Raw genomic sequence first — 21831 nt, forward strand, 5'->3', positions numbered from 1 at the left:
CGGGGAACTGCGCGGCCAGCCACAACCGGCCCGCAGCGTTCGAACGACCTATCCAGCGGAACCAGCTGCCCTCGCGACAGAAATCTGCCGAGCGATCCGAGGTCCGAGCACGGACACAACAAGCAGCACGCCCGTCACAACAATCTGCGACTGCGCGGAGACATTGAGCAGGCTCATCACGTTCTGCAGCGCACCGAGCAGAAACACCCCGGCGATCGCACCGCCCAACGTGCCCTTGCCGCCGTCGAAGTCGATACCGCCCAGCAACACCGCAGCAACGACGGAGAGTTCGAGCCCCGTAGCGTTGTCGTAGCGAGCGCTGGCGTAATGCAGCGCCCAGAAGATGCCGGTGAGAGAGGCCATCAGCCCGGTCACCGTGAAGAGGATCAACTTGTGCCTCTTGACTCGGATGCCGGCAAACCGCGCCGCCTCCTCACTCGCGCCGATCGCGAACAGCGACCGCCCGAACGGGGTTGCGTGCAGGACGACCACGGCGATCGCGAGCAACACGAGGAAGGGCAGGAAGGCCTGCGGGAGGAAGGTGTCCCCCAGACGTCCGGCCGCGAAGTCCAGGTACTGCGTGGGGAAGTCGGTCACCGCGTCGGAGCCGAGCACGATCTGTGCGATGCCCCGGTAGGCGGCGAGGGTGCCGATGGTGACGGCGAGGGAGGGCAGCCCGAGCCGGGTGACGAGGAGGCCGTTGACGAGCCCGCAGACCACGCCGAGCAGCAGGCAGATCGGGATGATCGTCTCGATGGCCATGCCGTCGTTCCACAGCTTGCCCATCACCGCGCCCGACAGGCCGGCCGTGGAGGCGACCGACAGGTCGATCTCCCCCGCGACCACCAGGAGGGTCATCGGCAGGGCGATCAGCGCGATCGGCAGCGTGTTGCCGATCAGGAAGGACAGGTTGAGGGCGTTCCCGAAGCCGTCGACCGTGCCGAACGACAGCAGCAACAGGACGACGAGGAGCGCGCCGACGACCGTGTCCCAGCGGACCGCGCGTGTCAGGGACTCAGGCATGGCGGGCCTTCCTCTTCTTCAGGGCGGCGGCCACCCGCAGCGCGACGATCCGGTCGACCGCGATGGCGAGCAGCAGCAGGACGCCGTTGATGGCGAGCACCCAGACGGAGCTGACGCCGAGGGCGGGCAGCACGCTGTTGATGGAGGTGAGCAGCAGTCCGCCGAGGGCGGCGCCGTAGACGCTGCCGGAGCCGCCGGTGAAGGCGACGCCGCCGACCACGACCGCGCTGACGACGGTGAGTTCGTAGCCGTTGCCGGTGCCGGAGTCGACGTTGCCGAACCGGGCCAGGTAGAGGGCGCCCGCGAGTCCTGCGAGGGCGCCGCAGACGGTGTAGGCGGCCAGGATCCGCTTGCGGACGGGGATGCCGGCGAGGCGGGCGGCCTCCGGGTTGGAGCCGAGCGCGTACAGCTCGCGGCCGCTGCCGAAGTGTTTGAGGTAGTAGGCGGTGGCGAGGAGTACGGCGAGGGCGATCAGGGCCAGCCAGGGGATCGCCGAGAGTCCGTCGGAGCCGAAGTCCACGAATCCGCCGGGGAGATCGGCCGCGGTGATCTGCCGGGAGCCGACCCAGATCGAGTCGATGCCCCGGATGATGTACAGCGTGCCGAGGGTGACGACGAGCGCGGGCACCTGGCCGAGGCTGACGAGCAGCCCGTTGAGGAGACCGCAGCCGACGCCGAGCAGTACGGCCAGGGCGATCGCGACCACGGCGTTCCCGCCGCCGTGCAGACAGGTGCCGGCCGCGAAGGCACTGATGCCGAGGGTGGAGCCGACGGACAGGTCGACGTTCCTCGTGATCACCACCAGGGACTGGCCGGTGGCGACCAGCACCAGGATCGTGGCGTTCAGCAGCAGGTCCTTGATGCCCTGCTCGGACAGGAACTCGCTGTTGCCCGCCTGGGTGACCGCGATCATCACCAGGAAGACGACCAGGATGGCGAGTTCGCGCATCTTGAAGACGCGGTCGACCAGCCGGGTGCCGCTGGACTTGGGCACCTCGGCGGGCGGTGCGTGATCGGGTGCGGTCACCGTCATGCGGCGGCCCTCCCGGTGGCTGCGGCCATCACGGTTTCCTCGGTGGCGTCGGAGCGGGGGATCTCGGCGGTGATCCGGCCCTCGTGCATCACCAGCACGCGGTCGGCCATGCCGAGGATCTCGGGCAGGTCGGAGGAGATCATCAGGACGGCGACCCCGTCCGCTGCCAGCTGGGACAGCAGCCGGTGGACCTCGGCCTTCGTACCGACGTCGATCCCTCGCGTCGGCTCGTCCACGATCAGCACCTTCGGGCCGGTGGCCAGCCACTTGGCGAGGACGACCTTCTGCTGGTTGCCGCCGGAGAGGGTGGAGACGGCGTCGGCGATCCGGGCGTACTTCACCTGGAGCTTCACCGCCCAGTCGAGGGAGCGGCTGCGTTCGGCGCCACGGTCCACCAGCCCGGCCTTCACCGTCGTACGGAGTCCGGTGAGACCGATGTTGCGCTCGATGGACATGTCCATCACCAGGCCCTGGGCGCGCCGGTCCTCGGGGACCAGGGCGAGTCCGGCGGCCATGGCGGTGGAGGGTGCGCCGTTGGTGAGCCTGCGGCCGTCGACGTCGACCTCCCCCGCGTCCCAGCGGTCGACGCCGAAGACCGCGCGGGCGACCTCGGTACGCCCCGCACCGACGAGGCCTGCGAGGCCGACGATCTCGCCGCGCCGGACCTCGAAGGAGACGTCGGTGAAGACGCCCTCGCGGGTCAGCCGGCGCACGCTCAGGGCGACATCGCCGGGTGTGACGTCCTGCTTGGGGTACAGCTCGTCCAGGTCGCGGCCGACCATACGGCGGACCAGGTCGTCCTCGGTCATGCCGGCGAGGGGCTCGCTGGCGATCCAGGCCCCGTCCCGCAGCGTGGTCACCCGCCGGCAGATCTGGAAGATCTCCTCCAGCCGGTGGGAGATGAACAGCACCGCGGCGCCCTGTTCGCCGAGAGTGCGCACGACTCCGAAGAGCCGGGCGACCTCGCTGCCGGTCAGGGCGGCCGTCGGCTCGTCCATGATCAGGACGCGGGCGTCGAAGGAGAGGGCCTTGGCGATCTCCACGATCTGCTGGTCGGCGATCGACAGACCGCGCGCCGGACGGTCGGGGTCGAGGTCCACGCCGAGCCGCCGCATCAGGGCCGCGGTGGCCGCGTGGGTGGCCTTGTGGTCGATCCGGCCGAGGGCCCGGCGCGGCTGCCGGCCCATGAAGATGTTCTCGGCGATCGACAGGTCGGGGAAGAGGGTCGGTTCCTGGTAGATCACGGCGATGCCGGCGTCGCGGGCGTCACCGGGGCCGTGGAAGGCGACGGCCTCACCGTCGAGCAGCACCTGACCGGCGTCCGGTCGGTGCACGCCGGCGAGCGTCTTGATCAGGGTCGACTTGCCCGCGCCGTTCTCACCGGCGAGGGCGTGCACCTCGCCGGGGAACAGCTCCAGGGAGACGCCCCGCAGGGCGCGTACGGCGCCGAAGGACTTGGACACGTCCCTCAGGGCCAGCACCGGGGCCGGTCCCGGGTCAGGCGGGTGGGTCATGGATGGCTCCTCGACGACGCCCGAGGCGGTCCCCACGGCGTCGTGAAAGGTTTCAACTGGATTGCCGGGACGTTAGGCATCCCGGCCATGTCACGTCAATGGGTCCGTGTCGAAAAAATTTCGATAGTCGAAGGTCACGTCCGGGTCACGGGAAACAGTGTTGGTCAGAGCGCTTGACACCCCTCGGGTGGACTCATAGCTTGCCGTTCTGAATCGTTTCACATGCTCAGTCGTTCGACCGGACCCCACAGGAGCCCTCAAGTGACCGACCTCGCCGCGGTGAAGGCCGCGCTCAAGACCCAGGCCGTCGAGACGCCGTCGTGGGCGTACGGGAACTCGGGGACGCGGTTCAAGGTGTTCGCCCAGCAGGGCGTTCCACGCACTCCGCAGGAGAAGTTGGCGGACGCGGCGCAGGTGCATGCGTTCACCGGTGTCGCACCGACGGTCGCCCTGCACATCCCCTGGGACAAGGTGGACGACTACGCGGCGCTCGCGAAGTACGCCGAGGAGCGCGGCGTGAAGTTGGGGGCGATCAACTCCAACACGTTCCAGGACGACGACTACAAGCTGGGCAGCATCTGTCATCCGGATGCGGCGGTGCGGCGCAAGGCCGTCGATCATCTGCTGGAGTGCGTCGACATCATGGACGCGACGGGCTCCGCCGATCTGAAGCTGTGGTTCGCCGACGGTACGAACTATCCCGGGCAGGACGATGTACGGGCGCGGCAGGACCGGCTGGCCGAGGGCCTCTCCGAGGTGTACGCGCGGCTGGGGGACGGTCAGCGGATGCTGCTGGAGTACAAGTTCTTCGAGCCGGCGTTCTACACGACCGACGTCCCGGACTGGGGTACGGCGTACGCCCACTGTCTGAAGCTCGGACCCAAGGCGCAGGTCGTGGTGGACACCGGGCACCACGCGCCGGGGACCAACATCGAGTTCATCGTCGCCACGCTGCTCAGGGAGGGGAAGCTCGGGGGGTTCGACTTCAACTCGCGGTTCTATGCGGACGACGACCTGATGGTGGGGGCGGCTGATCCGTTCCAGTTGTTCCGGATCATGTACGAGGTGGTGCGTGGGGGTGGGTTCAGCTCCGAGGTCGCGTTCATGCTCGATCAGTGCCACAACATCGAGGCGAAGATTCCGGCGATCATTCGGTCGGTCATGAACGTGCAGGAAGCGACGGCCAAGGCTCTGCTTGTTGACCGGGCGGCGTTGGCTTCTGCGCAGGTCTCCGGTGATGTGCTCGGTGCCAATGCGGTGCTGATGGATGCGTACAACACGGATGTGCGGCCGTTGCTTCGTGAGGTGCGGGGAGAGATGGGGTTGGATGCCGATCCCTTGGCTGCGTATGCCCGGTCCGGGTGGGCTCAGAAGATCGTTGCCGAGCGGGTTGGTGGGCAGCAGGCCGGGTGGGGGGCGTAAGCGTCTGCCGGGTTCTGTTCGTTGCGGGGTGCGGGCCGTTCGTGGCTGGTCGCGCCCACGCGGCGGAGCCGCAGATTTATACAGCCCCGCGCCCCTAGGGAAGTCCGCTCACCCTCTTTCTAGTAAGGACTGAAGTTCATGACACCTCACCCCGAAGCCGCCGCTCTGCTTGCCCGCTCCCATCGGCTTGGGGCCGATCCGCGGAACACCAACTACGCCGGCGGCAACACCTCCGCCAAAGGCACCGACACCGATCCCGTCACCGGTGGTGACGTCGAGCTGATGTGGGTCAAGGGGTCCGGTGGTGACCTTGGGACCCTTAGCGAAGCCGGGCTCGCCGTGTTGCGGCTGGATCGGCTGCGGGCGCTCGTCGACGTGTACCCCGGCGTCGAGCGCGAGGACGAGATGGTCGCCGCGTTCGACTACTGCCTGCACGGCAAAGGTGGGGCGGCTCCGTCCATCGACACCGCCATGCACGGGCTGGTCGACGCCCCGCATGTCGATCATCTGCATCCCGACTCGGGGATCGCGCTCGCCTGCGCGGCCGACGGGGAGAAGCTGACCGCCGAGTGCTTCGGGGACGGCGTGGTGTGGGTGCCGTGGCGGCGGCCCGGGTTTCAGCTGGGGCTGGACATCGCCGCGATCAAGAAGGCCAACCCGCAGGCCATCGGATGTGTCCTCGGCGGGCACGGCATCACTGCCTGGGGCCACACCGCCGAGGAGTGCGAGCGGAACTCGCTGCACATCATCCGCACCGCCGAGGCCTTCCTGGAGGAGAGGGGGAAGGCCGAGCCCTTCGGGACGGTGATCGAGGGGTACGGGGCGCTGCCCGAGGGCGAGCGGCGGGAACGGGCCGCGGCCCTGGCGCCGTATGTGCGGGCCATCGCCTCGCAGGACAGACCGCAGGTGGGGCACTTCGACGACGCCGAGGTCGTCCTGGACTTCCTGGCTCGGGAGCAGCATCCGCGGCTCGCCGCGCTCGGTACCTCGTGCCCGGATCACTTCCTGCGGACCAAGGTACGGCCGCTCGTGCTCGACCTGCCGCCGAGCGCTCCCCTCGAAGACGCGATCAGCCGGCTGAGGGAGCTGCACGCCTCCTACCGTGAGGAGTACGCCGCCTACTACCAGCGGCACGCCCTGCCCGACTCCCCCGCGATGCGCGGCGCCGACCCGGCGATCGTGCTCGTCCCCGGCGTCGGCATGTTCTCCTTCGGCAAGGACAAGCAGACCGCCCGCGTGGCCGGTGAGTTCTACGTCAACGCGATCAACGTGATGCGCGGGGCCGAGGCCGTGTCCACGTACGCGCCGATCGAGGAGTCGGAGAAGTTCCGCATCGAGTACTGGGCCCTTGAGGAGGCCAAGCTCCAGCGGATGCCCAAACCGAAGCCGCTGGCCACCCGGGTGGCCCTCGTGACGGGGGCGGGCAGCGGGATCGGTAAGTCGATCGCGCACCGGCTGGTCGCGGAGGGGGCGTGTGTCGTCGTCGCCGATCTCGACGGGGAGAACGCCGCCGCCGTCGCCGAAGAGCTGGGTGGTCCGGACAAGGCCGTCCCCGTGACCGTGGACGTGACGGACGAGGAGCAGATCGCCGGCGCCTTCGAAGCAGCGCTGCTGGCCTTCGGTGGCGTCGACCTCGTGGTGAACAACGCCGGCATCTCCATCTCCAAGCCGCTGCTGGAGACTTCGGCCAGGGACTGGGACCTCCAGCACGACATCATGGCCCGTGGGTCGTTCCTGGTGTCGCGGGAGGCCGCCCGCGTGATGATCGCGCAGGGGCTGGGCGGTGACATCGTCTACATCGCGTCGAAGAATGCCGTCTTCGCCGGGCCGAACAACATCGCGTACTCCGCGACCAAGGCGGACCAGGCCCATCAGGTGCGGCTGCTGGCGGCCGAGTTGGGTGAGCACGGGATCCGGGTGAACGGCGTCAATCCGGACGGTGTGGTGCGGGGGTCCGGGATCTTCGCGGGCGGCTGGGGTGCCCAGCGGGCCGCCGTGTACGGGGTGCCGGAGGAGAAGCTGGGCGAGTTCTACGCCCAGCGGACCATCCTGAAGCGGGAGGTGCTGCCGGAGCATGTGGCGAACGCGGTGTTCGCGCTCACCGGCGGGGAACTCACGCACACCACCGGGCTGCACGTCCCCGTCGACGCGGGTGTGGCGGCCGCGTTCCTTCGATGAGCGCGGGCGTGAAGTCGTACGCCGCCGTCGATCTGGGGGCGTCCAGCGGCCGTGTGATGGTCGGGCGGGTCGGGCACGACGCGCTGGAGCTGAGCGAGGCGCACCGGTTCCCGAACCGGCCGGTCAGGGTGCCGGAGGGACTGCGCTGGGACGTGCTCGCGCTGTATGCCGGTGTGCTGGACGGGCTGCGGGCCGCCGGTGCCCACTGCGGTGGACGACTCGACTCCGTCGGCATCGACAGCTGGGCCGTGGACTACGGCCTGCTGGACGCCGACGGGGCCCTGCTGGGCAACCCGGTGCACTACCGCGACGCCCGCACCGAGGGCGTCGCGGAGAAGGTGTGGGCGAGCGTGCCGGCCGCCGAGCTGTACGCGGCCACCGGGTTGCAGTACGCCCCCTTCAACACCCTGTACCAGTTGGCGGCCGCCCGTTCGAGCGCACAGTTCGCCCACGCCAGGCGGCTGTTGCTCATTCCCGACCTGCTGACGTACTGGCTGACCGGCGAACAGGGCACCGAGCTGACCAACGCCTCCACGACCCAGCTGATCGATCCCCGGACGCGCGCGTGGTCGTACGACGTCGCCGAGCGGCTGGGGATCGACCTCGGGCTGTTCGCGCCGCTGCGGCAGCCGGGTGATCCGGCGGGCGTGCTGCGGGCGGAGGTGCTGGAGGAGACGGGGCTCACGGGCCCGGTGCCGGTGACGGCCGTCGGGTCGCACGACACCGCTTCGGCGGTGGCCGCGGTACCGGCCACCGGCGAGCGCTTCGCCTACATCTGCACCGGCACCTGGTCCCTGGCCGGTCTGGAGCTGGACGCGCCGGTGCTCACCGAGGAGAGCCGGGCCGCGAACTTCACCAATGAGCTGGGGCTGGACGGCACGGTCCGCTACCTGCGAAACATCATGGGGCTCTGGCTGCTCCAGGAGTGCGTACGGGCCTGGGGCGAGCCCGATCTGGGGCTGCTGCTGCGCGAGGCCGCCGGGGTTCCGACGCTGCGGTCGGTCGTCGACGCGGGGGACGAGGCGTTCCTGGCTCCGGGGCGGATGCCGGAGCGGATCGCCGAGGCGTGCCGGGCCTCGGGGCAGCCGGTGCCCCGGACGCGGGCCGAGATCACGCGGTGCATCCTCGACTCGCTGGCCCTCGCGCACCGGCGGGCCGTCGAGGACGCGCAGCGGCTGGCCGACCATCCGGTGGACGTGGTGTACGTCGTCGGCGGCGGAACGCGTAACGCGCTGCTGTGCCAGCTGACGGCCGACGCGTGCGGGCTGCCTGTGGTGGCGGGCGCCACGGAGGCGGCCGCCCTCGGCAACGTCCTCGTACAGGCCCGCACCCATGGGCTGGTCGGCGACCTCGCCGGGATGCGCGGTCTGCTCACCCGTACCCAGCCGCTGACCCGGTACGCGCCCCGGGGCGACACGGCGCGCTGGCGGGAGGCCCAGGCCCGGCTCGCCACGCGGTGAGCCGCCCTCTCCCCCAGGGCGTGTCCGCCCATTACCCTGCACTCATCCGATGACCGACTTCGAGGAGCCGCGATGCGTGTCGCCCTGTTCCTGACCTGTGTCAACGACACGCTCTATCCGGACACCGGCCGAGCAGTGGTGAAACTGCTGACCAGGCTGGGTGTCGAGGTCGACTTCCCGATGGCGCAGACGTGTTGCGGGCAGGCGCACTACAACACCGGCTACCGGCATGAGGCGGAGCCCCTGGCCCGGCATTTCTCCGATGTCTTCGGGGAGTACGAGGCCATCGTGACCCCGTCCGGATCGTGCGGGGCGATGGTGCGGGAGCTGTATCCGCGGATGGGTGAGCGGGCGCGGGCCGAGGGGCGCGGCGACACCCTCGCCCGGACGCTGGCGCCGGTGGTGCCGAAGACGTACGAGCTGACGGAGTTCCTGGTGGACGTGCTGGGTGTGACGGACGTGGGCGCCTACTACCCGCACAAGGTGACCTATCACCCCACCTGCCACGGCCTGCGTGGCCTCGGGCTCGGCGACCGGCCGCGGCGGCTGCTGCAGGCGGTCAGGGGGCTGGAGTTGGTCGAGCTGCCGGGGGCCGAGGAGTGCTGCGGGTTCGGCGGGACCTTCGCGCTGAAGAACGCCGAGGTCTCGGCGGCGATGGGCGCGGACAAGGTCCGCAACGCCGAGTCGACGGGCGCCGAGGTGCTGTGCGCGGCCGACAACTCCTGTCTGATGCACATCGGCGGCACGATGAGCCGGCTGCGCACGGGCCTGCGGCCGGTGCACATCGCGGAGATCCTGGCGAGCACGGAGGAGGAGCCGGCGGTATGAGCGGGACGTTCGTAGGAATGCCGGCCTTTCCGAAGGCCGCGCACGAGGCCTTGCGGAATGAGACCCTGCGCGGCAATCTCCGGCACGCCACGCACACCATCCGCGCCAAACGGGCCAAGGCGGTGGCCGAGTTGTCCGACTGGGCGGAGCTGAGGGAGGCGGGCCGGCGCATCAAGGACGACACCCTGCGCCATCTGGACCGCTATCTGGTGCAGTTGGAGGAGGCGGTCACGGCCGCCGGGGGTACGGTGCACTGGGCGGCGGACGCCGACGAGGCCAACCGGATCGTCGCCGACCTCGTCAGGGCGACCGGTGAGTCGGAGGTCGTCAAGGTCAAGTCGATGGCCACGCAGGAGATCGGGCTCAACGAGGCGCTGGAGGCGGAGGGCATCCGGGCCTACGAGACCGATCTCGCCGAGCTGATCGTGCAGTTGGGCAGGGACCGGCCCTCGCACATCCTGGTGCCGGCCATCCACCGCAACCGGGGCGAGATCCGGGACATCTTCCGCACCGAGATGGGCGAGTGGGGCCGTCCCGCCCCCGAGGGCCTCACCGACACGCCCGCCGAACTCGCCGAGGCGGCCCGGCTGCATCTGCGGGAGAAGTTCCTGCGGGCCAAGGTCGGCGTCTCCGGCGCCAACTTCATGGTCGCCGAGACCGGAACGCTGGTGGTCGTGGAGTCCGAGGGCAACGGCCGGATGTGCCTCACCCTGCCCGAGACACTGATCTCGGTGGTCGGCATCGAGAAGATCGTGCCCACCTGGCGGGACCTGGAGGTCTTCCTGCAGACGCTGCCCCGCTCCTCCACGGCCGAGCGCATGAACCCGTACACGAGCATGTGGACGGGCACGACGGAGGAGGACGGTCCGCGGACCTTCCACCTGGTTCTCCTGGACAACGGCCGCACCGACACCCTCGCCGACGAGGTCGGCCGCCAGGCCCTGCGCTGCATCCGCTGCTCGGCGTGTCTCAACGTCTGCCCGGTGTACGAGCGCGCGGGCGGTCACGCCTACGGCTCGGTCTATCCCGGCCCGATCGGCGCCATCCTCAGCCCCCAACTCCGGGGTACCGCAAGCGAGATCGACGCCTCGCTGCCGTACGCCTCGTCGCTGTGCGGTGCCTGCTACGAGGTCTGCCCGGTCGCGATCGACATCCCCGAGGTGCTGGTGCATCTGCGGGAGCGGGTCGTGGAGGGCGGTCCGGCGGTCCGGGAGGGCAACAGGGTGGTGCTGAAGCCCGCCAAGGGGCATGCCGCCGAGCGCGCGGCCATGCGGGCGGCCCGCTGGGTGTTCGCGCACCCGGGCGCGTTGCGGGCGGGGCAGCGGTTCGCCTCCCGCACCCGCCGGCTGCACCCGCGTACCCTGCCGGGCCCGGGCAAGGCGTGGACCGGGACCCGGGACCTGCCCCCGGTGCCCGCGGAACCCTTCCGCGACTGGTGGCAGCGGACGCACGGCGGAAAGGACGGTGCCAAGTGAGCAGCAGGGAACGGATCCTGGGCCGGGTGCGACGCGCGCTCGCGGACGTGACGCCGGACGAACAGGTCATCCAGCGCGACTATCTGAGGGAGCACGGCGACCGGAGTGTCGAGCAGACCGTGGAGCTGCTGGCCGAGAACCTGGCGGACTACCGGGCGATCGTGCACCGCTGCACCGAGGACGAACTCCCGTCCCTGATCGCCCGGTTGCTCACGGACCGGAAGGCGGGCTCGGTGCTGGTGCCGCCCGGGCTGGCGGAGGGCTGGCTCGCGGAGGCGGACGTCACGCGGGTCGCCGACCGGGCCGACAGCACCCCGCACGAGCTGGACCGCGTGGACAGTGTGGTCACGGCCTGTGCGGTGGCGATCGCCGAGACCGGCACGATCGTGCTGGACGGCGGCCCCGACCAGGGCCGGCGCCGGATCAGCCTCGTCCCCGACCACCACATCTGCGTGGTGCGGGTGCCCGACCAGGTGGTCTCCTCGGTCCCGCAGGCCCTCGAACGCCTCTCCCCCACCCGCCCGTTGACCTGGATCTCCGGCCCTTCGGCCACGAGCGACATCGAGCTGGACCGGGTGGAGGGCGTGCACGGCCCGCGCACCCTGGAGGTGGTCCTGCTCGGCTGAAGGGGGTTCACCTGCCTGACGGCGCCGCCGGGCACCGCGCGAGCGGTCCCGTTAGCGTGAGGGAATGATCCGGTTCGAGCAGGTCACCAAGCGGTATCCGGACGGTACGACGGCCGTGGACGGCCTCTCCTTCGAGGTCTCCGAGGGGGAACTCGTCACCCTCGTGGGTCCCTCGGGCTGCGGCAAGACGACGACCATGATGATGGTGAACCGGCTCATCGAGCCGACCTCCGGCCGGATCTTCGTCAACGGCGAGGACATCGCGCAGGCCGATCCGGTGCGGCTGCGCCGCCGGATCGGCTACGTCATCCAGCAGGTGGGCCTCTTCCCCCACCGCACGGTGCTGGACAACACGGCGACCGTGCCGGCGCTGCTCGGCTGGAAGCGGGCGAAGGCGCGGGCCCGGGCCGCCGAGCTGCTCGAACTGGTGGGCCTCGACCCGAAGACGTACGGGCCGCGCTACCCGGAACAGCTCTCGGGCGGCCAGCGGCAGCGGGTGGGCGTGGCCCGAGCGCTCGCGGCGGATCCGCCGGTGCTGCTGATGGACGAGCCGTTCGGGGCGGTCGACCCGGTGGTGCGGGAGCAGTTGCAGGACGAGTTCCTGCGGATGCAGGCCGCGGTGCGCAAGACGGTGCTGCTGGTCACGCACGACATCGAGGAGGCCGTCCGGCTCGGTGACCGTATCGCCGTGTACGGGCAGGGGCGCATCGAGCAGTTCGACACACCGGGGGCGGTGCTCGGCTCGCCCGCGACACCGTACGTCGCCGGGTTCGTGGGCGCCGACCGGGGGCTGAAGCGGCTGTCGGTCACCGAGATCGAGCCGGACGATCTCGAACAGCCGCCGGTGGCCCGGCCGGCCGAGCCCGCCGAGCGTGCCGTGGAGCGGCTGCGGGCCGAGGGTGCCCGGTGGGCGGTGGTCCTCGACCCGCACGGCGATCTGCACGGCTGGGTCGGCATCGACGATCTGGCCGCGGGCGGCACGGTCGGGGACCTCGCGCACCGGATGACGGCATGGGTGCCGGTGGGTGCCCCGCTGAAGCAGGCGTTCGGGGTGATGCTCCAGTACGACGCCGGGTGGGTCGCCGTGCTGGACGGGGCACGTTTCCTGGGCGTGCTGACCCCGGCGAAGCTGCACGAGGCGCTGCGCCGCTCGGTGGACGCGGACGCGCGGGGTGTGGCGCGGGGGCAGGTGCCGTTCGACTCGGTCTCGGACGCCTGAGGCGGGCCGTCACTTCAGCAGGCCCTTGTCCTTCAGGTAGGTCCGGGCGACGTCGGCGGGCAGCCGGCGCCAGCTGTCGACCTGCCGGTTCATGTCGGCGAGGTCCGCTGTGGTGAGGACGTCGTTGAGCCTGCCCAGCGCCTTCGCCACGCGCGCACTTCCCGCGCGGGAACGGTTGACGACCGGGACGACGTAGTCGGCGTTCTGCAGGTGTTTGTCGTCGGCGAGCAGGACCAGGCCGAACTGGTCGAGGGTGGCGTCCGTGGTGGTGGTCAGCACCATCTGGTCGCGGCCCTCCTGCACGGCCCGCTTGGCCTGGGTGGTGCCGACGCCCTTGGGGTCGATCCCGGTGATGTCGATGCCGTAGACCTTCTTCAACCCCGGTTCGCAGTAAGGCCGTTGCACGCACTCGTCACCGGCGGCGAGCCGTACCCTCAGTTTCGAGGCGCCGAGGTCGCTGAGGGTCTTGAGGTGGTGCTGCCGGGCGTACGCGGCGGTCACCGCGAAGGCGTTCTGGTCCACCGCGCGGCCGGGCGGGAGCACCGTGAGTCCGCGGGGTGCGGCCAGCTCCCGCAGGGCCTTCATCGTGGTGTCGAGGTCGGGTGAGCCGACCGGTGTCGCGTCGGCGCCGTGGGTCTTGGCGTTCAGCCAGTCGGCGAGGGTGGCCGCGTACTCGGGGACGACGTCGATCTGGCCGGACTCCAGGGCCGGTTCGTACAGCTCCCGGTTGGCGACCGTGAGGAGGGACGTCTTGTAGCCGGCCTGGTTCAGCAGCTGCGCGTACATCTGGGCGAGCAGGTCGCTCTCGGTGAAGCCGGCCGAGCCGATGGTCAGGTGGTGACTGTCGCCGGGCGATGCGGTGACCTCGCCGCGGTTCTCCAGGGAAGGGCCGGTGGAGCAGGCGGTCAGGGCGAGGAGCCCGGCGGCCGTCACCGCGGCACGGCCCCTCATCGGCCGCCCCTGACCCTGGCCGGTGCCAGGCGTTCGGTGACCTCGAAGACGGCCTCGACGATCAGTGCGAACACGGCGACGAGGAGGGCCCCGGCCACCACCTGGGGCGTGCTGGCCAGGTTGAACCCGGCGGTGATGATCCGGCCGAGTCCGCCGCCGCCCGCGAGCGCGGCGATGGTGGCGGTGGCGACGAGCTGGACGGCGGCGATCCGCACCCCGGTGAGGAGCAGGGGGAGCGAAAGGGGCAGTTCCACGTGAAACAGCATCTGCCGCCCGGTCATCCCCATGCCCCGCGCCGCCTGCACGACGCTCCGGTCGACCTCGCGCATGCCGACATAGGCGTTGGTGAGCAGGGGCGGTACGGCGAACAGCACCAGGGCGACCACGGTCGGCCCCTCGCCCCACTTGCCGACCGGGGTCAGCAGGAGCAGGACCAGCACGGCGAAGGTGGGGACGGCCCGGCCGACGTTGGAGATGTTGACGGCGAGCGCGCCGCCCTTGCCGAGGTGGCCGAGGACCAGCGCGACCGGCAACGCGATCAGGCAGCTGATGACCAGGCAGACGACGGTGAGCACCAGGTGCTGGAGCAGCCGGTGCCAGACGCCGTCGTCGCCCGACCAGTGCGCGGGGTCGGTCAGCCAGTCCCAGGTGGCGCCGAGGGTGTTTATCTGCGGGCCGCCCTCGCCCAGGGGGTGATCAGCCACTGCACGCCGAGCAGGAGGACGTCGGCGGCGACGGCGATCAGTACGCACAGCACGGACGCGGTGAGCACCTGGGCCTTGAAGTAGGTGTTCATGCCCGCGTAGATCAGGTTTCCGAGGCCGCCGAAGCCGACGATCGCGCCGACCGTGACCAGGGAGACCGCGGAGACGGTCGCGATGCGCAGCCCGGCCATCGCGGCGGGCAGGGCCAGGGGCAGTTCGACGGTGAGCAGCAGCCGGATCGGGCCGTAGCCGAGGCCGCGTGCCGCCTGCCGGGTCTCCTGGGGGACCGCGCGGAGCCCGGCGAGGATGTTCCGCACCAGCAGGGTGAGCGAGTAGAGCACCAGTCCCGCGACGACCAGGCCGGCCGAGAGGCCGTAGAGGGGCAGGAGCAGGGAGAACATCGCCAGGGACGGGATGGTGTAGAGGATCGTCGTCACCCCGAGGACCGGACCGGCCGCCAGGGTCCAGCGGCGGGCCAGCACCGCGAGCGGCAGGGCGATGGCGAGCCCGATGAGGACCGACACCGACGTCAGCTGGAGGTGCTGGACGACCGCGTCGAGGAGGATCTGGCGGCGGGTGCTCAGATAGGCGCCGCAGATCCACTCGTTGCGCGCGAGGCAGTCGTCCGGGGGCGCGGTCACGAGTCCATTGCACCGGGCGGGCGAGCGGCTCGGCGCGTTGTGGTGGCCCGTACGGGGGTGCGGCCCGTCGGGTGTGGGCTACCGCACTCCGGCCACGTCCAGCAGTGCCGTCACCGTCGCCGTGGCGAGTCCGTCGTCCAGGCGTTCCACACGGGCTCCGGCGCGGGCGCTGGCGCCGTCGAAGACCAGCATGAGCTGGCGGGCGAGCAGCTCGGGGTCCCGGGCGCCGCCCCGTTCGGCCTGGGTGCGGAAGGTGTCCTGCAGGCGCTCCTTGACCCGGCGGGCGACCTCGCTGGCCGGGTGGTCCGGGTTCTTCAGCTCGACCAGCACGGCGAGATAGGGGCAGCCGCGGTACTCGGGGTCGGTGGAGGCCTTCTCCACCCTTTCGAAGACGTGCAGGATGCGCTCGCGCGGCGTCCCGGCCGCCGGGTCCGCGGGCGCCAGCTGGGCCTCGTACCAGGGCAGACGCCGCTCCAGGCTCGCGGCCAGCATCTCGTCCTTGCTGTCGAAGAGCTGGTACATCGACCGCTTCGAGACGCCCGCCGTACGGCACAGCGCCTCGACGCCGATGGATACGCCGTCGCGGTAGAAGAGCTGGGCGGCCGCGTCGAGCAGCCGGTCTCGGGGGGACGCCTTGTCCGTGGTGGCCATAGGGCGAGGTTACCTCGTACGAGATGAATGGAAAACGATCGGTGTACACACCCTTGGACGCCGGAGGCTTTCCGTGACAGGAGGGTGAACAAGCGCTTAGATAGTGAGTGGACGTTGATCCCGACCCAGCCGGAGGCCCCGTTGTTCTCATCCGTCGACGACGTCTCCGCCCGCCTCGCCGAGACGGGCTACCTCGCCTCGCCCGCCGTCGCCACGACCGTCTTCCTCGCCGCCCGGCTGGGCAAGCCGCTGCTGGTGGAGGGCCCCGCCGGCGTCGGCAAGACCGAGCTGGCCAAGGCCGTCGCCCAGGTCGCGGGGGCCCGGCTGATACGGCTGCAGTGCTACGAGGGCGTGGACGAGTCCCGGGCGCTGTACGAGTGGAACCACGCCAAGCAGCTGCTGCGCATCAGCGCGGGCCGCGACGAGAGCTGGGACGAGACCCGCACCGACATCTTCAGCGAGGAGTTCCTGCTCCCCCGCCCGCTGCTGACCGCGATCCGCGGCGACGAGCCCACCGTGCTGCTGATCGACGAGACCGACAAGGCCGACATCGAGATGGAGGGGCTGCTGCTGGAGGTGCTCAGCGACTTCCAGGTCACGGTCCCCGAGCTGGGCACGATCACCGCGACCCGCCGCCCCTTCGTCGTCCTCACCTCCAACGCGGGGCGCGAACTGTCCGAGGCGCTGCGCCGCCGCTGCCTGTTCCTGCACATCGGGTTCCCCGAGGAGGAGCTGGAACGGCGGATCGTACGGCTGAAGGTGCCGGGACTCGGCGCGGCGCTGGCCGAGTCGGTGGTGCGGGTGGTGGGGGCGCTGCGCGCGATGGACCTGCGCAAGGTGCCGTCGGTCGCCGAGACCATCGACTGGGCGCACACCCTGCTGGCCCTCGGCGCCGACACCCTGGACGAGGCCGTCGTACGGGACACCCTCGGCGTGATCCTCAAGCACCAGGACGATGTGCAGAAGGCCGCGGCCAAGCTGGACCTGGACACGCTGTGAGCGGTGCCGAGGAGCGGATCACCGGTCTGGTCGGCGCGCTGCGCGCGCACGGCGTGCGGATCGGCACCGGAGAGACCGTCGACGCGGCCCTCGCCGTGGAGGCCCTCGGGTTCGCCGACCGGGACCTGCTGCGGGAGGGGCTGGCCGCGACCCTGCTGCACGGGCCCGGACAGCGCGCGGTGTTCGATCCGGTCTTCGACCTGTACTTCCCGCGCGGCGTCGGCGGTCCGGGCACGGAAGGGGCGGGCCGGGACGAGCTGCGCGACCGGCTCGCCGGGGCGCTGGCCGCCGACGACCGGTCGCTGATGGCCCGCCTGGCGGCCGAGGCCGTGGACGGCCTGGGCGGGTACGGGAGTTCACCGGGGTCGGACGGCTGGTCGGCGTACCAGACCCTCGACCGGCTCCGCCCGCAGACCCTGCTGGCCCGGGTGCGGGCCGACGTCGGGGGCCGGGACGGCGGTGCGGGGTTCGCGGACCGGCTGCTGGACGACGAGATCCGGCGCCGTATCGAGGTGTTCCGGCAGCTGGTCGCGACGGAGGCGCGACGCCGGGTCGCCGAACGGCGCGACCGGGACGAGATCGCCCGGCGGGCCGTCCGCCCGACCGCCGACCGGGTGGACTTCCTGTACGCCGGCCGGGACCAACTCGCCGAGCTGCGCAGGACGGTGCAGCCACTGGCGCGGAAGCTTGCGACCCGGCTGGCCGCGCGCCGCCGCCGGGCCGCGCGCGGCACGATCGACCTGCGCCGCACCCTGCGCTCCTCGCTGTCCACGGGCGGGGTGCCGATGCGGCCGGTCCTGCGCAGACGGCGTCCGGCCCGGCCCGAACTGGTGCTGCTCTGCGATGTGTCGGGCTCGGTGTCCGGCTTCTCCGACTTCACGATGCTGCTGGTGCAGGCGCTGCACGACCAGTTCAGCAAGATCCGGGTGTTCGCCTTCGTCAACCGTCTCGACGAGGTGACCGGCCTGCTGGAGCACGGCCGCGCCGACCCGGACGGGCTCGGTGCCCGGATCCGCGCGGAGGCCAGGCTCACCGGCTGGCACGGCAGCAGCGACTACGGCGTCGCCCTGGGCGAGTTCACCGAGCGGTACGGCGCCGCGGTCGGCCCGCGCACGACCGTCTTCGTGCTCGGCGACGCCCGCACCAACATGAGCGACCCGAACCTGGCCGCCGTCCGCGAACTCGCCCGCAGTGCCCGACGCGTCTACTGGCTGAACCCCGAGCCGCGCGCCCAGTGGGGCACCGGCGACTCGGCGGCGCCCGAATACGCCGAGCTGGTGGAGATGCACGAGTGCCGCACGGCCCGGCAGCTCGGGGCCCTGATCGGAGGGCTGCTGCCGGTGTGAGACGGCTGGTGCCGGGGTGACGCGGGGTGGCCGGGCGTGATCGACTGACCCCTGATCGGCCGCCACCTGCCCGGCGGCTGTTGGCTGTCGGCCCGCCATCCGCCCGCACACAAGGACGTACGACATGAGCCACCCGCCCGTGCAGCTCGGCACTTTCCCGACTCCCGTCGAACCGGCGCCCCGGCTCGCCGCCGCGCTCGGGCTCGGTCCGGACGACCTGTGGGTCAAGCGGGACGACCTGACCGGCCTGGGCGGCGGCGGGAACAAGATCCGCAAGCTGGAGTGGCTCGCGGGCGCGGCGCTGGCCGAGGGCGCGGACACCCTCGTGACCACCGGCGCCGCGCAGAGCAACCACGCCCGGCTGACGGCCGCCGCGGCCGCCCGGCTGGGACTGGACGCCGTCCTCGTACTGCGCGGTGCACCGGGGCGGTCGCGTTCCGGGAACCTCGCCCTGGACGGGTTGTTGGGGGCGCGTCTCGCCTGGGCGGGCGACGTGGACCAGGCGGGGCTGGACGCCGCGGCGGCCGAGGTGTGCGCGCGACTGCGCTCGGGTGGTGCCCGTCCCGCGCTGATCCCGTTCGGCGGGTCCAGCACGCTGGGCGCACGGGGCTATGTGCGCTGCGGCGAGGAGCTGCGCGCGCAGGTGCCCGACCTGCGGACGGCGGTGGTCGCGCTCGGCTCGGGCGGCACCATGGCGGGGCTGGTCGCGGCCCTCGGCACGGAGTCGGTGCTCGGTGTCGACGTGGGCGCGCTTTCCGACCCGGCCACCGCGGTCGAGGAGTTCGCGGGCCCGCTCACCGCGGAGAAGGTCGTGGCGGACCGGCTGCGGGTGCGCCGGGACCAGGTGGGCAGCGGGTACGCGGCGCTGACCGGTCCGGTGGCGGAGGCGCTCCGGCTCGCCGCCCGCACCGAGGGGATCATCCTCGACCCGACCTACACCGGCCGGGCCCTGGCGGGGCTGGCCGCCGCCGTGCGGGACGGTGACGTACGGCCGGGCGAGAAGACCGTGTTCGTGCACACCGGCGGGCTGCCCGGCCTGTTCGGGCACGCGGACGCCGTCGCGTACGCCGAGGCGGGGGCCGTCACCCACGAACTCTGAGACACCGGCCCCCTACACGCACCCCCACTCGTCCTCCCCCGGGACTACGGCGCTTCCCCGATGCCCGGCCGGCGCACCTCGCCCTAACCTGCGGGTACGGAGCGAGGGGGGAGATCATGAAGGCAGTGGTGCAGGACCGGTACGGCTCGCCGGACGTGCTGGAGCTGCGGGACGTGGACCAGCCGGTGCCCGGCGACGACGAGGTGCTGGTGCGGGTGCGGGCCGCCGGGTTGAACGCGTACGACTGGCACCTCATGCGCGGTGACCCGTACGTGGCCCGGCTGGCGCTCGGACCGCGCGCGCCCCGGGCCCGGATCCGGGGCCGGGACTTCGCGGGCGAGGTGGCGGCGGTCGGCCGGAACGTACGGGATCTCCGGCCGGGAGACGAGGTGTTCGGCGAGGTCGACGGCACCTTCGCGGAGTACGTGTGCGTCCCGGACGCCTGGGTGGAGCGCAAGCCCGCGGCCCTGACCTTCGAGCAGGCGGCGACTCTGCCGCTGGCCGGGAACACCGCCCTGCGTGGTCTGCGTGACGTGGCGGGGCTGCGGCCGGGGCAGCAGGTGCTGATCAACGGCGCCTCCGGCGGGGTCGGCACGTTCGCCGTGCAGATCGCCAAGGCGCTCGGCGCGGAGGTGACCGGCGTGTGCAGCACGCGCAACGCCGAACTGGTCGGCTCGCTGGGCGCGGACCACGTCATCGACTACACGCGGGAGGACTTCACGCGTGGCGGGCGGCGGTACGACGTCGTCCTCGACCTTGCGGCCAGCCACGGGATCTCCGGCCTCCGGCGCGCCCTCGCGCCCACCGGGACGCTCGTCCTCGGCAGCGGGGGCAGCGCGGGGCAGTTCCTCGGGGCCCCCGTCCTCATCCTCCAGGGGCTCGTGCTCTCCCCGTTCGTCCGCCAGCGGCTGCGCCCGCTCATCGGCCCGGCACCGAGCAAGGCGGTGCTGGCGGAGCTGCGCGAGCTGGCCGACTCCGGGAAGCTCGCCCCGGTGATCGACCGGACGTACCCGCTGGCCGAGGCCCCCGAGGCCATCCGGTACCTGGAGGAGGAGCACGCGCGCGGGAAGGTCGTCGTCACGGTGTGACCGGGGGCGGCCACGGCACACGCGTGCCCCGCGGTGACGGGCGCACCGCGGGGCACCTGCGGGGTGTGTCAGGTCCCCTGAGCCTTCGCGTAGTCCTTCGCCGTGGGTCCCGCGAAGTCGTACACCACTACCTGTTCGTCACCCACAACCCACGCGTCGTGCCCGGGCGGGCACATGAAGACGTCGCCGGGGCCGACCTCACCCTCACCGCCGTCGTCCATGCGGATGTGCAGTCGGCCCTGAACGACATAGGCGCTGTGGGGGAACTGGCAGCTCTCGGTGCCCGCGATCGGCGCCACGGACTCCGACCAGCGCCAGCCCGGTTCGAAGGTGCCCACGGCGAAGTCGAGCCCGGTCAGGTGGACGGCTTCGAGATGGCCACGGGGGAAGTCACGCCGCTCGTCCGGCTTGTCTACCGTCTTCACTTCCAACATGACGATGTCCTCCCTTCCGGCCGCTCACCACGGCCGGGGCGGGTCACCGTCTCCCGGCGGCCACGGGCGGCACCGGCGCTCCGGCGGCGGCCGCACCCATCACCATCGTGGGCCGGTCAACTCGGAGCCGCCATTCGGGGGGCGCCGGAACACGCCGAGACAACGTTGTCGGATCTGTCGCTCAGCCCTGGAGGGCGCTCTGGGCCGGCACCCCGCCCGTATCGGGGGTCCCCTCAGCTCGCCGTACCGCGAACACCGCGTAGACGTAGGCGAGATCAAGAAGAAGGCAGCCGAGGTAGAGGTAGTACATGAGGGCGTTGTCGTAACGCGGGTCCCCGTCGGGGTCGGTGAGCATCGAGAGCGACGCGCAGGCGGTGCCCAGCAGCTTGGTCACGGCGATCCCCACCGACTGGCCGCGGGTACCGCGGCGGGCGGCCAGCATCGCCAGGAACATCCCGGACATGGCCAGATTGCTGCCGAACGCGGTGATCGCGCCGACGCCCTCGTCGAACTGTTCGGAGGCGTAGTTCATGCCCGGGTAGGCGAGGGCGAGCAGGACGGCCAGTGCGGGCAGGAACAACCGGTCGGGCAGGTAGGGGAATTCGGCCCGTCCGAAGCGTACGACGGTGTAGCCGATGGCGAGGTCGAAGCAGAACCAGACGATGTTGATCACATGCATGACCCCGGACGACGGCCGCACGAACGCGAACATGAACTCCCAGCTGATGTTGGTCGCGAACGCGACGACAGGCATCCCGAAGGTACGCTCCCGCAACCCCGCGCGGATCAACAGCACGTAGGCGACACTCCAGAGGAACCCCGTGCCGAGCAGAAACGCCGTGTGCATCACACCCATGACCACCCTCCGTACACGAACCGTCACGCCCGATGATGCTTGCTCTGGCACGGTGACAGCAACGGCACTGTCCCGGGCTGGAGTTCGAGCCGGAGGCGGTGCTCTTCGGTGCCGCGACGCACGACATCGGCAAGGCCGTGCACCTGGCCGAGCTGTCCGGCCCCGGCGCCCTGGTCGTGGGCCGGCTGGCCGGTGTCGACGGGCGGCCGGGCTGGGCGTGGTTCCTGGAGTTGGACGAGGTCCTCACGGGGATCGGGGAGGGGCCGGTCGCAGGTTGGTGTGGC

20 protein-coding genes are annotated in these 21831 nt (G+C 71.4%); 11 read left to right on the forward strand and 9 right to left on the reverse strand.

The genetic code is table 11. The annotated features are described in order from the left end of the window. Positions 1-48 precede the first annotated feature (48 nt). The 3 genes from CRP49_RS40635 to CRP49_RS40645 are packed head-to-tail and all read right to left on the reverse strand — an operon-like array spanning position 49 to position 3570. Positions 49-1023, reverse strand: a complete 975-nt coding sequence (locus tag CRP49_RS40635) for an ABC transporter permease (protein WP_097258395.1) — start codon at positions 1021-1023, stop codon at positions 49-51. Further along, positions 1016-2056 carry an ABC transporter permease gene (locus CRP49_RS40640; protein WP_097258396.1) on the reverse strand — a complete coding sequence of 347 codons (1041 nt, stop codon included), beginning with the start codon at positions 2054-2056 and terminating at the stop codon, positions 1016-1018. Before CRP49_RS40640 ends, CRP49_RS40635 begins: the two co-directional genes overlap by 8 nt. Next, a complete protein-coding gene (locus tag CRP49_RS40645) occupies positions 2053-3570 on the reverse strand; it encodes a sugar ABC transporter ATP-binding protein (RefSeq protein ID WP_097258397.1) in 1518 nt (505 codons plus the stop codon). The genes CRP49_RS40640 and CRP49_RS40645 overlap by 4 nt, the downstream gene beginning before the upstream one ends. Positions 3571-3831: 261 nt before the next feature. Between CRP49_RS40645 and rhaI the strand changes: the two genes are divergently transcribed. The 7 genes from rhaI to CRP49_RS40680 all read left to right on the forward strand — a co-directional run bounded on the left by rhaI (position 3832) and on the right by CRP49_RS40680 (position 12778). After that, positions 3832-4992: an L-rhamnose isomerase gene (gene rhaI / locus CRP49_RS40650; protein WP_097258398.1), complete on the forward strand. Its 1161-nt coding sequence runs from the start codon at positions 3832-3834 to the stop codon at positions 4990-4992. Positions 4993-5130: 138 nt separating this feature from the next. Next, positions 5131-7170 carry a bifunctional aldolase/short-chain dehydrogenase gene (locus tag CRP49_RS40655; protein ID WP_097258399.1) on the forward strand — a complete coding sequence of 680 codons (2040 nt, stop codon included), beginning with the start codon at positions 5131-5133 and terminating at the stop codon, positions 7168-7170. After that, positions 7167-8630: a rhamnulokinase family protein gene (locus CRP49_RS40660; RefSeq protein ID WP_179852002.1), complete on the forward strand. Its 1464-nt coding sequence runs from the start codon at positions 7167-7169 to the stop codon at positions 8628-8630. The genes CRP49_RS40655 and CRP49_RS40660 overlap by 4 nt, the downstream gene beginning before the upstream one ends. Before the next feature lie 72 nt (positions 8631-8702). Beyond that, positions 8703-9458 (forward strand): (Fe-S)-binding protein, encoded by a 756-nt coding sequence (locus CRP49_RS40665; protein WP_097258401.1) that lies wholly within the window; start codon positions 8703-8705, stop codon positions 9456-9458. Then, positions 9455-10933, forward strand: coding sequence for a LutB/LldF family L-lactate oxidation iron-sulfur protein (locus CRP49_RS40670; RefSeq protein ID WP_097258402.1), 1479 nt, complete (start codon positions 9455-9457; stop codon positions 10931-10933). Before CRP49_RS40665 ends, CRP49_RS40670 begins: the two co-directional genes overlap by 4 nt. Beyond that, on the forward strand, positions 10930-11559 hold the full coding sequence (locus CRP49_RS40675; protein WP_097258403.1) for a lactate utilization protein C: 630 nt from the start codon (positions 10930-10932) through the stop codon (positions 11557-11559). Before CRP49_RS40670 ends, CRP49_RS40675 begins: the two co-directional genes overlap by 4 nt. 64 nt (positions 11560-11623) lie before the next feature. Beyond that, positions 11624-12778 carry a betaine/proline/choline family ABC transporter ATP-binding protein gene (locus CRP49_RS40680; RefSeq protein WP_097258404.1) on the forward strand — a complete coding sequence of 385 codons (1155 nt, stop codon included), beginning with the start codon at positions 11624-11626 and terminating at the stop codon, positions 12776-12778. Positions 12779-12787: 9 nt separating this feature from the next. Here CRP49_RS40680 and CRP49_RS40685 read toward each other — a convergent pair whose 3' ends face one another. From CRP49_RS40685 to CRP49_RS40700, 4 genes are all read right to left on the reverse strand, one after another. Continuing rightward, positions 12788-13729 carry an ABC transporter substrate-binding protein gene (locus tag CRP49_RS40685; RefSeq protein ID WP_097258405.1) on the reverse strand — a complete coding sequence of 314 codons (942 nt, stop codon included), beginning with the start codon at positions 13727-13729 and terminating at the stop codon, positions 12788-12790. Beyond that, positions 13726-14397 carry an ABC transporter permease gene (locus CRP49_RS40690; RefSeq protein WP_097259293.1) on the reverse strand — a complete coding sequence of 224 codons (672 nt, stop codon included), beginning with the start codon at positions 14395-14397 and terminating at the stop codon, positions 13726-13728. The genes CRP49_RS40685 and CRP49_RS40690 overlap by 4 nt, the downstream gene beginning before the upstream one ends. Further along, complete coding sequence (locus CRP49_RS40695; protein WP_097258406.1) at positions 14394-15074, reverse strand: ABC transporter permease; 681 nt, start codon at positions 15072-15074, stop codon at positions 14394-14396. The genes CRP49_RS40690 and CRP49_RS40695 overlap by 4 nt, the downstream gene beginning before the upstream one ends. A gap of 78 nt (positions 15075-15152) precedes the next feature. Further along, complete coding sequence (locus tag CRP49_RS40700; RefSeq protein ID WP_097258407.1) at positions 15153-15725, reverse strand: TetR/AcrR family transcriptional regulator; 573 nt, start codon at positions 15723-15725, stop codon at positions 15153-15155. 141 nt (positions 15726-15866) lie between these two features. On the opposite strand from CRP49_RS40700, the gene CRP49_RS40705 reads away from it, so the two are divergent. The 4 genes from CRP49_RS40705 to CRP49_RS40720 all read left to right on the forward strand — a co-directional run bounded on the left by CRP49_RS40705 (position 15867) and on the right by CRP49_RS40720 (position 20257). After that, on the forward strand, positions 15867-16724 hold the full coding sequence (locus tag CRP49_RS40705; protein ID WP_097259294.1) for a MoxR family ATPase: 858 nt from the start codon (positions 15867-15869) through the stop codon (positions 16722-16724). After that, the gene (locus CRP49_RS40710) at positions 16721-18070 is read left to right on the forward strand and encodes a VWA domain-containing protein (RefSeq protein WP_097258408.1); all 1350 of its coding nucleotides are present in this window, start codon (positions 16721-16723) and stop codon (positions 18068-18070) included. The genes CRP49_RS40705 and CRP49_RS40710 overlap by 4 nt, the downstream gene beginning before the upstream one ends. Positions 18071-18194: 124 nt before the next feature. Beyond that, positions 18195-19169 carry a pyridoxal-phosphate dependent enzyme gene (locus CRP49_RS40715; RefSeq protein ID WP_097258409.1) on the forward strand — a complete coding sequence of 325 codons (975 nt, stop codon included), beginning with the start codon at positions 18195-18197 and terminating at the stop codon, positions 19167-19169. 116 nt (positions 19170-19285) lie between these two features. After that, positions 19286-20257, forward strand: coding sequence for an NAD(P)-dependent alcohol dehydrogenase (locus CRP49_RS40720; RefSeq protein ID WP_097258410.1), 972 nt, complete (start codon positions 19286-19288; stop codon positions 20255-20257). Between the two features lie 68 nt (positions 20258-20325). On the opposite strand, the gene CRP49_RS40725 is transcribed toward CRP49_RS40720, so the two are convergent. Both CRP49_RS40725 and CRP49_RS40730 read right to left on the reverse strand, forming a co-directional pair. Continuing rightward, positions 20326-20691: a cupin domain-containing protein gene (locus CRP49_RS40725; protein ID WP_067007868.1), complete on the reverse strand. Its 366-nt coding sequence runs from the start codon at positions 20689-20691 to the stop codon at positions 20326-20328. 181 nt (positions 20692-20872) lie between these two features. Then, positions 20873-21547 (reverse strand): hypothetical protein, encoded by a 675-nt coding sequence (locus CRP49_RS40730; protein WP_257033799.1) that lies wholly within the window; start codon positions 21545-21547, stop codon positions 20873-20875. Positions 21548-21831: the final 284 nt, after the last annotated feature.

The organism is Streptomyces sp. Ag109_G2-15, assembly GCF_900215565.1.
Classification (GTDB): Bacteria; Actinomycetota; Actinomycetes; order Streptomycetales; family Streptomycetaceae; genus Streptomyces; species Streptomyces diastatochromogenes.